Raw genomic sequence first — 14,293 nt, 5'->3', positions numbered from 1 at the left:
ATCCTCCCCCATATTTATGCGATGCCTTTCATCGGTTATGACGATTGCCTAGTCTTCCTTATACTTCTCTTTCAGGATGCCGGAGCCGATCCCCGCGCCGACCATCAGAACCAAAGACCCGAAATTCCAAAAGAACTTCCCGCCCGGCAGCGTTAGATCCAGCGGAGTGATTCGGTTCAGCAGGAGAACTCCCAGCTTAACGACCAGAAGAGCGACGCCCAATAAAAACAAAACGTCGAATAAAGACTTCAATCCGGGGTAAGCCAATTTCTTGCCGTCCTTGATCACCTTCTTGGTCAACTCCTCGTCGCTTCTTAATAATTCGTCAACCGTCACGCCGAACAGATCGCTGACCTTGAGGATGATTTCGATGCTCGGATAATTCTGGCCGTTCTCCCATTTGGAGACGGATTGCCGGCTCACATAGAGCTTCTCCGCCAGCTCCTCCTGGGACCAGCCCATCTTCTTCCTCTCCGCTTTGAGCTTCTCTGCAAAGATCATTTCCAGCAACCTTTCCGCGTTTGGTACGCCCCATTATTGGATTCCGTTCAGGCGAAAGTAAAGACCGATTTGGTTGCGAAGCCCCGCAACGTGCGGTTGCGCCGCTTCTCTTAAGCGAAAAGGCCACCCGTCAGCGGGCGGCCTTCTCGTTCGGTGCGGCCGGAAGCGGCGGGCGAGGCAGCCGTTTGCGCTTTCGGAGCGGAATGGGGACGTTCAATACCAGGAGGCCGATGACAAAGATGAGCGTTCCGCCGATGACGTAAACGGTAATCGGATCGCGGAAGAATAAGTAGGCCCACAAGATCGAAAAAAGAACGGAACAATTGCCGACGATCGCCACGATCGCGAACGGCACCCGCTTGATCGCTTCCGCGAACCAGAAAAAGCTGAGCCCCGTAATGACGCCGAGAAGCACCAAGGCCGCGCACGCCCACGCCGTAACCGGGCCCGTAATCCCGTGCGACTGGACCGGTACCGGGAGGGCGACCAGAACCGTGCTGACCAGGAAAACGGATAAGTTCATGTTGCCGTTATCCATCGTTTTCAGCAGCATGCGCTGGCTGAGCACGTGAACCGCGGCGCCGATGCCGGCCAGCGTGAACAGCAGCGTCGTCAGTCCGCTTCCCTTGGCCAACTCGTCCAGCGGCGTACCGTTCCATCCGACCACGATAACGCCCGCGACGCAGAACGCCGCGGCGACCCAGCCGCGCCTCGATATTTTCTCCTTGAACAGCAATCCGGCCGCAATGAGCAGGACGACGGTCTGAACGGGCTGCACCAGAATGTTGCCGTAGGAGTAACCCATGTTCAGCGCCAAATTTTCGAAAATGTAGTTGATCGCTTTTCCCATCGCGCCGATCCAGATCCACTTCAATCCGAACCGAAGCTGAACCTTGCCGTCCCGGAGAAACAAGTAGATTCCGAGAAAAAGGACGCCAAAGAAAAACCGGCAAAACGAAATGACGGCGCTGTCCGTCATCGTTCCCGCCGTTTGAACCAGTACCCCGACAAAGCTCCATCCCAGCGTCGCCAAAAGGAGCAGCAGATAGCTCAAGAAGGTGCACCTTCTCCGTCCGTGTATTCAGCCGATACCAGAAGCAATTAAAGTATAAGGTTCCCTCGCGCGAAAAGTCTACAAACTTTATGCCGACCGCCAGAGCGCGATCCTCATAGACCCGCACACAATCTCCATAGAAATGCGCCTTTATTTGGCAGATCATCCACCTTATGATGACTATGCGATCCACAAAACGGGAATGGAGGAATGTTTCGTTTTTTGCATTCGCTTTCATTTTTAGGAGAGAGAAGAAGAGCGCGAAAGGAAACTAAATTCCGAAGGGAGTAATGAAGTCGTGAGAAGACAAGGACGAATCGTCGCCTGGGTCTGCATCCTGACCATGCTCGCGGGAACGTTCCTCGCCTCCGTCGGATGGTCCAATGCCGCCCATGCAGCCGGCGGCCCGAATCTCGCCGCAGGCAAACCCGCGGCCGAGTCCGGCCACGCGGACGTCTATGCCGCATCCAACGTTACCGACGGCAATGCGGCCACGTATTGGGAGAGCACCAACAACGCCTTCCCGCAATGGGTGCAGGTCGACCTCGGAAGCGCGGTCCAGGTCGATCAGGTCGTGCTGAAGCTGCCGTCCGGCTGGGGCAGCCGGTCGCAGACGCTGTCCGTGCAAGGAAGCACGGACGGAACGAGCTTCAGCGATCTGAAGGCATCGGCGAGCTATACGTTCGATCCGGGCAGCGCGAATACGGTGACGATCAACTTCACAGCGGCCAGCGTACGCTACGTGCGGGTCAACGTGACCGCCAACACCGGCTGGCCGGCGGGCCAGCTATCCGAGCTCGAAGTCTACGGATCTTCCCAATCCGCTCCGCAAGCCATACCGGGTAAGATTCAAGCGGAGAGCTACAGCGCCATGAACGGCATCCAGACCGAGACGACGACGGATAGCGGCGGCGGCCTCAACGTCGGATGGATCAACGCCGGCGACTGGCTGGACTACAGCGTGAACGTGCAAAACGCGGGCGCGTATACCGTCGAGTACCGGGTCGCCAGCAACGCCTCCACGGGCCAGCTCCAGCTTCAATCCGGCGGGACGACGCTGGCCGCGACGACGGTGCCGAATACCGGCGGCTGGCAGAATTGGCAGACCGTCACCGCGAACGTGACGCTCGCCGCGGGAGCGCAAACGCTCCGCATCTATGCCAGCGGCTACGACTTCAATATCAACTGGATCAACTTCGTCGCGGGCTCCTCCGCGGACAACCAATCTCCTACGGCTCCGTCCAATCTGACTTTTACGCAACCGGCCTCGGGCACGATTCAGCTCTCCTGGAACGCGGCCACCGATAACGTCGGCGTTACCGGCTACGACGTTTACGCCAATAATCAGCTTCGCGGCAGCGTGAACGGATCGACGCTGATCTATACGGACAGCCAGCCCCAGTCCGCGACGGTCGCCTACTACGTCGTTGCGAAGGACGCGGCCGGCAACGTCTCCGCGCCGAGCAATTCCGTCACGCGCACCGGTTCGGGCGGCGGCGGCAACGACACGAACCTCGCCGTCGGCAAGCCGATCACGGCTTCCTCTTCCACCTTCACCTACGTGGCGGCGAACGCCAACGACAACGATACGAGCACGTATTGGGAGAGCAGCGGCTACCCGGGTACGCTCACCGTGGACCTTGGAGCCAACGCCAGCGTCACGTCGGTCGTGCTCAAGCTGAACCCGGCCAGCGAGTGGGCCACGCGCACGCAGACGCTCCAGGTGCTGGGACACGATCAGAACGCCACGACGTTCACGAACCTGGTATCCTCCGCTACGTATACGTTCAACCCGTCTTCGCAGAACACCGTCACCATTCCGGTGAACGCGACGGCGAGCAGCGTGCAGCTCCGCTTCACCGCCAACTCCGGAGCGCCGGGCGGGCAAGTCGCCGAGTTCCAGATCCTCGGCACCCCGGCGCCGAATCCCGACCTGAAGGTCACCGGAATCTCCTGGTCGCCCGCTTCTCCGGTCGAGACCGACGCCGTTACGCTTAGCGCGACCGTACAGAACGCCGGCACCTTGGCTTCCGCCGCGACGGACGTGAAATTCTACCTGGGAAGCACTTTGGCCGGAACGGCATCGGTCGGCGCGCTGGCCGCCGGCGCATCGGCGACGGTCTCCGCGAACATCGGACCGAAGGACGCAGGCTCCTATTCCGTCACCGCCAAGGTTGACGAGAGCAACGCCGTCATCGAGACCGACAACGGGAACAACAGCTTCACCCAATCGTCGCCGCTGGTCGTCGGGCAAGTCCAGAGCTCCGACTTGATCGGGACGGCCTCTTGGACGCCAAGCAATCCGAGCGCCGGCAATACCGTCGCCTTCACCGTCAACCTGAAAAACCAAGGCACGATCGCCTCCGCCGGCGGCGCTCACGGAATCACGCTCGCGCTGAAGAACGCGGCGGGAACCACGATCCAGACCTTTACCGGCTCCTACAGCGGGGCTCTGGCCGCAGGCGCGTCGGTCAACGTGACCCTGGGCACGTGGACGGCGGTCAACGGCAGCTATACGGTTACGACGACGGTCGCGGCGGACGCGAACGAAGCCGCCGTCAAGCAAGCCAACAACGCGAACACGGTCAGCCTCTATTCGGGCCGGGGCGCGAACATGCCGTTCACGATTCTGGAAGCCGAAGCTTCCGGGAACAGCACCAACGGAACCAGGCTGGCCCCGAACTTCACGCCGGGCGACTACGCGGGCGAAGCTTCCGGACGTTCGGCCGTCTATCTGGATTCGACCGGCGAATACGTCGAGTTCACATTGACCTCGCCCGCCAACGCGATCGTCCTGCGCAACGCCGTGGCGGATAACACCACCGGCACGGTCAGCATCTATGCGAACGGCGCGGACAAAGGCAACTTTACCGTCACCTCCAAGTTCTCTTACGTGTACGCGACTCCAAGCACCCTTGGGCAGCTTGGCTACAATAACTCCGGCTCCAAGGCTTACTGGCTCTATGAAGATTCGCAGCTGATGCTCGACCAAGTGTATCCGGCCGGAACGAAGATCAAGATTCAGAAAGACGCCGGAGACGTTTCTTGGATCTACGTGGATATGATCGAGACGGAGAACGTCGCGCCGCCCGCTTCCAATCCGGATCCGAGCAAGTACGTCGAAGTGTCGAACACGAAGTCGATCGAGCAGGCGTTGAACGAATTCCGGCAGGACTCGACGAAGAAAGGAATTTTTATTCCGGCCGGCGAATGGACGATCTCGAATAAGATCTTCCTGTACGGCCGGGCAACCGAGATCATCGGCGCCGGCCCCTGGTACACCAAGCTTGTGGCGCCGAAGGATCAGACGAACACCGACGTCGGATTCAATATCAGCTCCACGGCGAACGGCTCCACCATCAAGAACCTGTCTGCTTGGGGCAACTACGTCTACCGCGTCGACGGACCCGGCAAGTTCATCGACGGCAACGGCATGCAGAACGTCACCATCGAGAACATCTGGGCCGAGCATTTTATCTGCCTGTACTGGGGCGTGAACTCCTCGCATAATACGTTCCGCAACAACCGGATCAAGAACATGTTCGCGGACGGCATCAACATGACGAACGGTTCGTCCTATAACATCATCGACAACAACTACGCCCGCGCCACCGGCGACGACTCGTTCGCGCTGTTCAGCGCCATCGATGCCGGCGGCTCCTACAACGTGGGCAACCAGTACACGAACCTGACCGCGACCAACGTCCGGCGCGCGGCCGCGTTCGCCGTCTACGGCGGCCAAGGCAACACGTTCCAGAACCTGTACGGCGCCGATACGCTCACGTACCCGGGCGTAACGATCAGCAGCTTGAGCTTCGGCTACAACACGCTCGGCTTCGGCGATCAGGATACCGTCATCGACGGCGTCACGCTGGACCGGACGGGCGGCGACTTCTGGACCAGCGTCGGAGCCGACGACAAGATCAACGATTACCAGAACTTCGGGGCCATCTGGTTTTTCGGCGGCGACAGGGACTTCAAGAATATCCTGGTGAAAAACGTGGACATCAACAATCCGGTCTACTTCGGTCTGATGTTCCAGTCCAAATCGCCGGAGAACCTGCCGATGCAGAACGTCCGCCTGGAGAACATTACGATCAACAACCCGACCCGCTACGGCATCAAGCTCGTCGCCAAGGCGGAGGACGGCCAAGGACCGGTTATCGGCGCGGCGAGCTTCACCAACGTCAAGGTGAACAACCCGGGAATCGCGGCGATTTACGGGGAGAGCAAGTCTCCGAACTTTAACGTGATCCGCGTCTCGGGGAACAACTGGTAAGAGGATGGCATTGAACGAGGGGATGCCCTTGCAGGCCGTAACAGGCCTCGGGGCATCCCCTTTTCTTATCGGGTTGGCGCTGAGAATCTAGCTCCGCTTGGCGATGCGAGGCAGGAGAGCCGCCGGAATCAGTCCCCCTACCGTAAAGCCCAGCGACCACCAGAACGTATGCTGAAAAGCGTCGGCTCTCCCCAAGATATCAGAAGCCGAATGACCGGCAAGCTGATTCTGCAAGAGGATGGCCAGTACGGAGGAGCCAAAAGCGCCGCCAATCTGCTGGATGATTCTCGTCGCCGTGCTGGCGTGCGGAATTTGGGCTTTTCCGAGCCCATGGTAGGACGCGGCCATGACGGGCAGGAACACCGCGCCAAGCCCGGCCCCCCGCACGATGAGCGCCGCGCCGAGAAGAACGTGGCTCGTCTGAACGCCCGCCCAAGTAAACGGCAAAGTCCCGAGCACGGTCAGCAGGGTTCCCGCCAGCACGACCGGACGCGCTCCGATCCGGTCCGTCCATTTGCCGGCCCAGGACCGGGTCAGGAGCATCCCGATGCCTTGCGGAGCCATCCATAATCCGGCGGTCAGCACGCTCTCCCCTCGTACCTGCTGATAATAAAGCGGCAGCAGCAGCATGGCGCCATACGTGGAGAGGCCGGACAGAAACAGAAGGACGGATGAGGCCGTAAAGGCGCGGACCTTAAACAAGCGGAGATCCACGATGGAGGCATCCGCCTTCTTCAACGCATGAATCGCAAACAGCGCCAAAAGAATCGCGCCGCCGGCAAGCGGTATCCATACGCCGGGGTGAAGAAAGCCATGCTGCGTCCCTACCTGCGCAAGGCCGTAAATCACCAGAACCATGGAGGGCGAGATCAGCGCCAGACCCGTGACGTCCAAACGCCGGCCGAGCTTCGCGTCCGCATCCTTCGGCAGTCCGAACCATGCCCAGATCAAGGCGATCAGGCAAATCGGGATATTGACCAAGAAAATCCAACGCCAGCTTAAATGGTCGACGATCAGTCCGCCCAACACTGGGCCGATGATCGGACCGATCAGCGCCGGCAGCCCGGCGACGGCCATCAGCTTGCCTAATTTCTGCCCGCCGGCCCTCTGAACGATCATCGTCTGCATGATCGGCAGCATCAAACCTCCGCCCACCCCCTGAACCGCGCGGAACGCGATCAGGCTGCCGATGTTCCAGGAGAGGCTGGACAGAACCGACCCCGCCAGAAACAAAAGGAGCGCGAACAGCCACATTCTTTTCCCGCCGAATCGTTCCATTGCCCAGCCGTTGATCGGAATGACGATCCCGAGCGCCAGCAAGTAGCCGGTCATGACCCATTGGATCGAGGACACCGAAGCATCGAACGCATGGCCGAGCGTATCGATGGAGACATTCATAATGGTCGTATCGAACAAGGGAGCCAAGATTCCCGCCAGGAAGATCCAGACCATCTTCACGAGCGTCGGATCCAGCTTTTCTCCCGCAGCGCCCTCCCGGGCCTCATCGCTGCTTTTCATCGAGCAAATCGTCTCCTCTCTCGCCGGATAAGATACGTTAAGTTTCTTATTTTTATGATAAAATAGGATTATAAGAAACGCAACGTATTTTATTTTGGAGGATCATCATGCCCGATACGAAACCCGATGGAGAGTCGACAGGAACGAGACGCCGGGGAAAACAGCTGGAAGAGGCGATCTTGCAGGCGGCATGGGACGAGCTGTCGGCTGCCGGCTACGCGAATCTGACGATCGAGGGGGTGGCCGACCGCGCCCGTACGAGCAAAACGGTCATCTATCGGCGTTGGCCGAACCGGGCGGAGTTGGTGCGCGCGGCGGTCCTGTTCCGGAGCCCTTACTTTGAGGGAGAAAAGATTCCCGACACCGGGGAGCTTCGAGGCGATTGCCTATCGCTGCTTCGCCAGCATCCGTTCAAAGAGGTGAAGCCGGATATCGTTCGCGGCCTCTTGGCGGACCTCGACGGCCTTCCGCTGGCCCGATTCATCAATCACCAGGGGAAAGAAAGGGGCTTTGCGATCAAGACGATTCTGAAGCGGGCCGAACAAAGAGGGGAAATTCAAACGGCCGAGCTGCACCCGCGAATTATCGCGCTGCCAACGGACCTGCTTCGGCAGGAGGTCATCCTGACCCATGAGCCGATTCCGGACGAGACGATCGTGGAGATCGTGGATGTGATCTTCTTGCCGCTGGTTTACCGAAGCCAGCCGGGGTAATGGCGTTGTCAGAAGTCCGTCCCGCATCGGGTACGGACTTCTTCTGATGGCATCCGTTACTTGCCCCTCGCCTCCTCCCACGCGGACTTGAACGCTCGAACGCTCCCATACCGAAGCGCTCGATCCTCCCTCACCGCCCGCAAAGCGACTTCGTAGAGCGGACTTCCCGCCTCCCACTTGGCGAAGGAGCGGTCCGTCTCCCCGCCCAGCAGACCGAATGCGACGGCTCCCATGGTGAACACATTCGTTCGGGCGTCGATCGGAGCCCCCAGCTCGAACTCTTCCGGCGCTTTCGAGCGTTTGGCGCCCCAGAAATTTTCCCCCATCTCGTTGACGGAGGGCGCTCTCCGATAGAAATCAATATCGCAGATCCTCGTGACATCGTTGGAGAAATCGTAGAGAATGCTCCCGTCGTAAAAATCGACGGCTACGTAACCTTGGGACTCTACATGCACGTGAAAGGAAAAGATCGCGTCCAGTGCCTGTAACCGTTTCTCGAGGGGCAAATGCTTGAACTTGTAAAACGGAGAATCAGGGTGGTTATACTTGGCCGGTCCCGCGAAGGACCAGTGCGAGTGCAGGCATTCCCCGTCGAACCAGTCGAAGACGGCGGCGTGCCCGCTCCCGGTGCGGAAGTGATCGGTCAGCCGGATCAGGTGCGGATGCTGCAAAGCCGAATACAGCGGAATCGCCTCGGTCAAACGCGCTACTGCTTCTTGCGGATCCCCCACGTAATCCATCGGCCGGGCTCCCGCATATTTCACGAACGACCTCTTGCCGTCCTTCTCGATTCCGAAGGCGATATTGCCGGAATCCTGCTGGTCGAACACGCAGAACACTTTGCCAAGCGAGCGCAGCCATTCCATATCGTGCGGCTCCCGGAGCTGAAAAGCCACGCCGTCAAACGAATAATCGAATCGATTCATGCCATTCCCCCTACGTTATGGTGGAGTCATTACTGTATCCGAATATGCATGCCCTGCCTAGGTCCGCGTCTTCCCCGCATGCAGCTCATCCCTTAAACGCCGAGCGTCCCGAATCGGAGGATGCCCGAACATCCGCGCATATTCGCGGTTGAAGTGCGAAGGGCTCTCGTAGCCGACCTGGAACGCGACATCCGCCGCTTCCATCGCCGCGGAGAGAAGCAGACGGCGCGCCTCTTGCAGCCGCAGCCGCTTCTGGTACTGGATCGGACTCATCGCCGTCACTTCCTTGAAGTAACTGAATAAGGACGAGGCGCTCATCCCGGCCTCCGCGGCCAATTCATCAATGCGCAGGGGCAGCGCGAACTCGCGGCCGATCCGTTCGATCGCCTTCGCGATTCGCTGCGCATGGCTGCCGATTAACGCGAACTGCTTGACGTCGGCGCCCTGCTCATCCTGGAGCATCCGGTAAATAATCTCGCGCGCCGCATACGGAGCCAGCACCGGAATGTCGCTCGGAGTATCCAGCAATCGGACAAGTCTTAGAACGGCCTCGTAAAGCGCATCGTTCATCCGGCTGACCACCAGGCCGCGTCCGGATTCCCGCCTCGGCTTGGCCGCTTGATCGGAAGCCTGAATGACCTCGAGAATTTGATTCATGTCGAATTGCAGCTGCAGGGACAGATACGGCGCTTCCGCCGAAGCCTCCGCGACCTGCCCGGCGATCGGCAGATGGACCGAGGCCGCCAAGTAGCTGGCCGGATCGTACCGATAGCTTTCCGTCCCCAGCAGAACCACCTTCGAGCCTTGGGCCACGACGCACAGGGACGGCTCGTAAACCGAATGGATCGCCGGCCCGGACACTTGAGACGAGCGAATCAAGCGCAAGGCGGGAATCGCCGTCTCATGCGTACCGTCCCGTTCCGAGTGCCGTTCGATCAGCTGCGCCAGTTCTTCCCTCCGCTTAGCGGAATGTACGTCCATCTCCGTCACCTCTCTTTCCCGATCACTCTCCACTTTATAATGTTTTGGAGGATTAGGCAATCGGATCGAAGCTTCCCGCTACCGCCTCGTTTGCGATGCGCGCCATAATAAACCTGCGTTCGAACGCGGAAGGAGAGGATGAGATGAAGAACGGCAACGCAGACCCGCATCCCTACGTCGGCATGTGGGTGACCCGGGACGGTTATGTCCGGCAGGAGCTGCTGCCGAACGGACGATACGACGAAGCCCGCGGGAACCGCAAGAGCAAGAGCGCCTATCAAGGCAGTTACGCCCTGGAAGGCGACCATATCGAATATGTGGACGACACGGGGTTTATGGCCGACGGCGATTTTCGGGACGGGGTGCTCTATCACGGCGGAATGATATTTTATCGGGAGAAAAAGGAGAGCTGATCCATGTCCGGTATTCGCGGAAAAGTTATCGTCATTACGGGAGCGAGCAGCGGGATCGGCGAAGCGACGGCGCGTCTGCTCGTCGAACAAGGCGCTCAGGTGGTTATCGGCGCCAGACGGCTGGAACGGTTGGAGGCGTTAGCCTCCGACATTCGCGCCGCGGAAGGTTCGGTCGAGCTTCAACCGCTCGACGTGACGGAACTCGATCAGATGCGGGCGATCGTCCGCCTGGCTCAGGACCGATTCGGCCGCCTCGACGTCATCGTGAACAACGCCGGCGTCATGCCGCTCTCGCCGCTTGAAGCCTTGAAAGTCGACGAATGGAACCGCATGATCGACGTCAATATCCGCGGCGTCCTCCACGGCATCGCCGCCGGGCTTCCGGTTATGAAGGAGCAAGGGGTCGGTCATTTCGTCAATATCGCTTCCGTCGGCGCCTATTCGGTAACCCCGACTGCGGCGGTATATTGCGCCACCAAATATGCCGTCCGGGCGATCACCGACGGCTTGCGGCAGGAGGCCGGAGGCGGCATCCGCGCGACGCTCGTCTCGCCGGGCGTGACCGAATCCGAGCTGGCCAAGAGCATCACGGACGACGGAACGAGGGAATTCATGAAGGAGTATCGCCGCAACGCCATCCCCGCTTCCGCCATCGCCCGCGCCATCGCTTATGCCATCGAGCAGCCGGCCGATGTCGATGTGAACGAACTTGTCGTCCGGCCTACCTCTCAGGTATCCTAAACGCCGGACTCATAGGCATAACGCATACCTCTAGAACGGCTTTCTCGCGAAAGCCGTTCTTTTTGCTGCGCCCCGTTTATGAAGCCGGGGAATCGGACGCGGGATTGCGCTGCGATTGGCGCGGGACGGCGCCGTCGTTGCCGTACATTACGGAAGCAATCGCCGGGCGGCGGAAGAGGCGGTACATGAGATCGAGCGGAGCGGCGGTTCCGCCTTTGCGATCGGTGCGGACTTGAGCGTCACGGACAACATTCAGCAATTGTATGCCGCCTTGGATGAAGAACTTCAGGCGCGCATCGGCGATAATCGATTCGACATTCCCGTCAATAATGCCGGAAACGGGCTGTATGCCACCATCGAAGAGACGACGGAGCAAAGCTTCGACGACCTGATGAACCTTCTTGCCAAGGCGCCGTTTTTCCTGATTCAGCAGGCGTTGCCTCGCATGAAGGACGAAGGCCGCATCATCAACATTTCCTCCTCCGCGACTCGAATCGCTTTCCCGAATCTGATCGGCTACAGCATCTCGAAGGGGGCGGTAGACACGCTTACCTACGTTTTGGCCCAGCATCTCGAGAGCCACTTAAAAATAACTGATTGGTGTAGTTTTGGTGTAATTATGATATACTGGTGCTAGTATATGCAGGCTTTAAAACGCTTTAAAAAGGAGCCGTGCTGCGAACACGACTCCTCCACAACAGCCGCTTTTAAGGGCGGCAGGCTTAATGGGAATGCAGTCAGGAAATTAGACCGAATCCTTTGGCGAGGGCGGTCTATTTCCGTTTATGGAATGAAAGTATAAGTACGACAAGAGTCGCAAATGAAATCATTAGCGTCAATGCGTCCTTAACCTCCACGGCATCACCTCCCTTCCGGGAGATTAGCCGACCGCCCTTGCAAGCCATTCTGTTGTATTTCCAATTATATCATATTTTGTCGATAGAGAGGCGCATTGCGTCTCTTTTTGTTTGAATGAAAAGGAGTTTGCTGCATCATCAAATAAACAGTCATCTATATACCCATAGATAAGGTTGATATGGCCAGCGAGTGAGACGAAATTTCCACATTACGACGGCAGGAAGAGATGCTATAAACAACGTTTGATTCCTTCAAACGTTATATTCTATTTAATCGTTTTCTCACCTAAAAACCCTCTGCGACATCACTAGTTTAAATCTTTGAAACTTAGGATTTAGAGGGACTATTTGATCAGTAAAATAACTGCAAATAAATTGAGCCAGATAAGAAGGAGCTTACACGACTTCTCCTTAGTTATTAACGCGGTAAATTAATAAAGTGGCAAAAAAACTGCCGCAGCAACGGCAGTTTCCCGGTTCATAGTTCCCTTAACCCAGCCGACCCGCGGCTCGGCCCCGTTCCCTTTAGTTCAAATTGATCTCCCGAATGCGCTCGATCGGAAGCTTCGGCTTGCGGTCCTCGGTCAGCAGGCCGTTGATCTCCTGCTGCACGTCGGCGACCTGCGTGTAGCAGTAGCCGCAGATCGCGTCAATGCCGCGGATGGCGCGGGTCAGGCCCTCGAAGCGCTCGAGGAACTCTGCCTCGGTGGCGACTTGGCGGCCGTAGCCCCATCCCGCGTCCGACCGGAACGCGATGCCGCCGAATTCGGTGATCATGATCGGCTGGCCTTGGTATTCGTAGCCTTCGGCCAGGGCGTATTTCCAGCGGTTGCACGTCGTCTTCCGGCTCAGGATCGCTTCCAGATCTCCGTAACGCGCCGCGAAATCCTCGCCGGTTTCCACGTAATCGTGCAGCGTCAGGATATCCGAGACGGTGTGCTCCCAGCCGTCGTTCGTAATGACAGGGCGATGCGGATCGATTGCCTTCGTCAAATGGTAGATTCCTTCGGTAAACTTTTGCTGCCTTTTGTCCCGCAGAACGGCGGGGATGCCCCACGATTCGTTGAACGGAACCCAGGTGATGATGCTCGGATGATTGTACTGCTGACGCACGATCTCCAGCCACTCGGTCGTGAACGTGTCGACGGCGCGGTCATGGAATTCGAAGGTCGCCGCCATCTCGGACCAGACGAGCACCCCTTTCACATCGCACCAATACAGGAATCGCGCGTCCTCGATCTTCATGTGCTTGCGGACGCCGTTGTAGCCCATCTCCAGAATCTTGTCGATGTCCTCGATCAAGGCCTCTTCGCTCGGCGGCGTCAGATGCGAATCCGTCCAGTACCCTTGATCGAGTATGAGGCGCTGATAAAGCGGAACGTTGTTGAGCAGCACTTTGCCGTTCTCGATCGAGATTTTCCGCATTCCGAAGTAGGAGAATACCCGGTCGACGACCCGCTCGCCGGAGTAGAGCACGAACTCGACGTCGTACAGATTCGGGTGAGCCGGAGCCCAGAGGCTCTTTTTCCAAGGTCCGTTCGCCTCGTGCACCAGATCGACCTCGACCGTCAGACAGGGGCGGTCGATCGCAAGGCCGACCCGCTTCACGGGCTTGCCCTTCAGCGTGACGATCGCTTCGAGGCGCAGATCGCCGCCCGCCTCCGCTCCGTTCACTTCATAGTCGAAGCGGACGGACGAGCGGTCGACGTCCGGCGTGATTTTCAAGGAATCCAGCCGCTGCTCTTCCACGTATTCCAGCCAGACGGTCTGCCAGATGCCGGTCGTCTGAACATAGAAGCATTCGAAGTTGTCCCGGGTCCAGCGCTGCTTGCCACGAGGCTGCGTGCAGCTGCTGCTGTCCTCCGCCTTCACCGCAATCCGGTTCTCGGCTCCGAACGTCACGTATGAGGTGATGTCAAAAGAGAACGCCGCGTAGCCGCCCTGGTGACGGCCGACCCTCGATCCGTTCACCCATACCTTGGCTACGTAATCGACCGCCTGGAAGTGCAGAATCACCCGCTTGCCCTCGGCCTCCTTCGGAATCATGACCGATCGACCGTACCACACCTGCGGATGGAACTCCTCGATCCCGATGCCGCTCGCCTTCGTCTCGTAGGTGAACGGCACTTGAATCTTGTGCGTGCCCTCGAATCCCTCCGCCCATTTCGCCTTCTCCCCAACGTTGTCGTCGTCGAAACGGAAGCTCCATTCGCCGTTCAGGTTGACCCACTCGCGGCGGACGAATTGCGGTCTGGGATAGTCCTTGATGTAACTTAACGTGGCCATGCGCTGCCTTCCGCCTCCTCTTCT

At 58.7% G+C, this 14,293-nt stretch carries 11 protein-coding genes and 1 pseudogene; 5 read left to right on the top strand and 7 right to left on the bottom strand.

Translation table 11 applies throughout. The annotated features are described in order from the left end of the window. Positions 1-48: 48 nt before the first annotated feature. On the bottom strand, positions 49-501 hold the full coding sequence (locus H7C18_RS11750; protein ID WP_185129234.1) for a helix-turn-helix domain-containing protein: 453 nt from the start codon (positions 499-501) through the stop codon (positions 49-51). Between the two features lie 130 nt (positions 502-631). Further along, a complete protein-coding gene (locus H7C18_RS11745) occupies positions 632-1,555 on the bottom strand; it encodes a DMT family transporter (protein ID WP_185129233.1) in 924 nt (307 codons plus the stop codon). Positions 1,556-1,898: 343 nt separating this feature from the next. Between H7C18_RS11745 and H7C18_RS11740 the strand changes: the two genes are divergently transcribed. Further along, positions 1,899-5,834 carry a carbohydrate-binding protein gene (locus tag H7C18_RS11740; protein WP_185129275.1) on the top strand — a complete coding sequence of 1,312 codons (3,936 nt, stop codon included), beginning with the start codon at positions 1,899-1,901 and terminating at the stop codon, positions 5,832-5,834. Positions 5,835-5,921: 87 nt separating this feature from the next. On the opposite strand, the gene H7C18_RS11735 is transcribed toward H7C18_RS11740, so the two are convergent. After that, positions 5,922-7,352, bottom strand: a complete 1,431-nt coding sequence (locus tag H7C18_RS11735) for an MDR family MFS transporter (RefSeq protein WP_185129232.1) — start codon at positions 7,350-7,352, stop codon at positions 5,922-5,924. 107 nt (positions 7,353-7,459) lie between these two features. Here H7C18_RS11735 and H7C18_RS11730 point away from each other — a divergent pair, with 107 nt between their 5' ends. Further along, positions 7,460-8,065: a TetR/AcrR family transcriptional regulator gene (locus tag H7C18_RS11730; RefSeq protein ID WP_185129231.1), complete on the top strand. Its 606-nt coding sequence runs from the start codon at positions 7,460-7,462 to the stop codon at positions 8,063-8,065. A gap of 56 nt (positions 8,066-8,121) precedes the next feature. Here the strand turns inward: H7C18_RS11730 and H7C18_RS11725 are convergent, their stop codons facing one another. Both H7C18_RS11725 and H7C18_RS11720 read right to left on the bottom strand, forming a co-directional pair. Further along, the gene (locus H7C18_RS11725) at positions 8,122-8,991 is read right to left on the bottom strand and encodes a serine/threonine protein kinase (RefSeq protein ID WP_185129230.1); all 870 of its coding nucleotides are present in this window, start codon (positions 8,989-8,991) and stop codon (positions 8,122-8,124) included. 57 nt (positions 8,992-9,048) lie between these two features. Then, the gene (locus H7C18_RS11720; protein WP_185129229.1) at positions 9,049-9,972 is read right to left on the bottom strand and encodes an AraC family transcriptional regulator; all 924 of its coding nucleotides are present in this window, start codon (positions 9,970-9,972) and stop codon (positions 9,049-9,051) included. Positions 9,973-10,115: 143 nt separating this feature from the next. On the opposite strand from H7C18_RS11720, the gene H7C18_RS11715 reads away from it, so the two are divergent. From H7C18_RS11715 to H7C18_RS11705, 3 genes and pseudogenes are all read left to right on the top strand, one after another. After that, positions 10,116-10,385 (top strand): Atu4866 domain-containing protein, encoded by a 270-nt coding sequence (locus H7C18_RS11715; protein WP_185129228.1) that lies wholly within the window; start codon positions 10,116-10,118, stop codon positions 10,383-10,385. 3 nt (positions 10,386-10,388) lie between these two features. Next, positions 10,389-11,126 (top strand): SDR family oxidoreductase, encoded by a 738-nt coding sequence (locus H7C18_RS11710; protein ID WP_185129227.1) that lies wholly within the window; start codon positions 10,389-10,391, stop codon positions 11,124-11,126. A gap of 91 nt (positions 11,127-11,217) precedes the next feature. Next, positions 11,218-11,706 (top strand): annotated as a pseudogene (locus H7C18_RS11705) (SDR family NAD(P)-dependent oxidoreductase); the annotation flags it as partial. Positions 11,707-11,899: 193 nt separating this feature from the next. On the opposite strand, the gene H7C18_RS36010 reads toward H7C18_RS11705, so the two are convergent. Together H7C18_RS36010 and H7C18_RS11700 are read right to left on the bottom strand one after the other, a co-directional pair. Next, positions 11,900-12,031, bottom strand: a complete 132-nt coding sequence (locus H7C18_RS36010; RefSeq protein WP_420481854.1) for a putative holin-like toxin — start codon at positions 12,029-12,031, stop codon at positions 11,900-11,902. 477 nt (positions 12,032-12,508) lie between these two features. Beyond that, positions 12,509-14,269: a glycoside hydrolase family 2 protein gene (locus tag H7C18_RS11700; protein WP_185129226.1), complete on the bottom strand. Its 1,761-nt coding sequence runs from the start codon at positions 14,267-14,269 to the stop codon at positions 12,509-12,511. Positions 14,270-14,293: the final 24 nt, after the last annotated feature.

It is taken from the genome of Cohnella zeiphila (genome assembly GCF_014212055.1).
GTDB lineage: Bacteria > Bacillota > Bacilli > Paenibacillales > Paenibacillaceae > Cohnella > Cohnella zeiphila.
The sequence above is the reverse complement of the archived record's forward strand: the minus strand, read 5'-3'. Positions and strand labels throughout refer to the sequence as shown.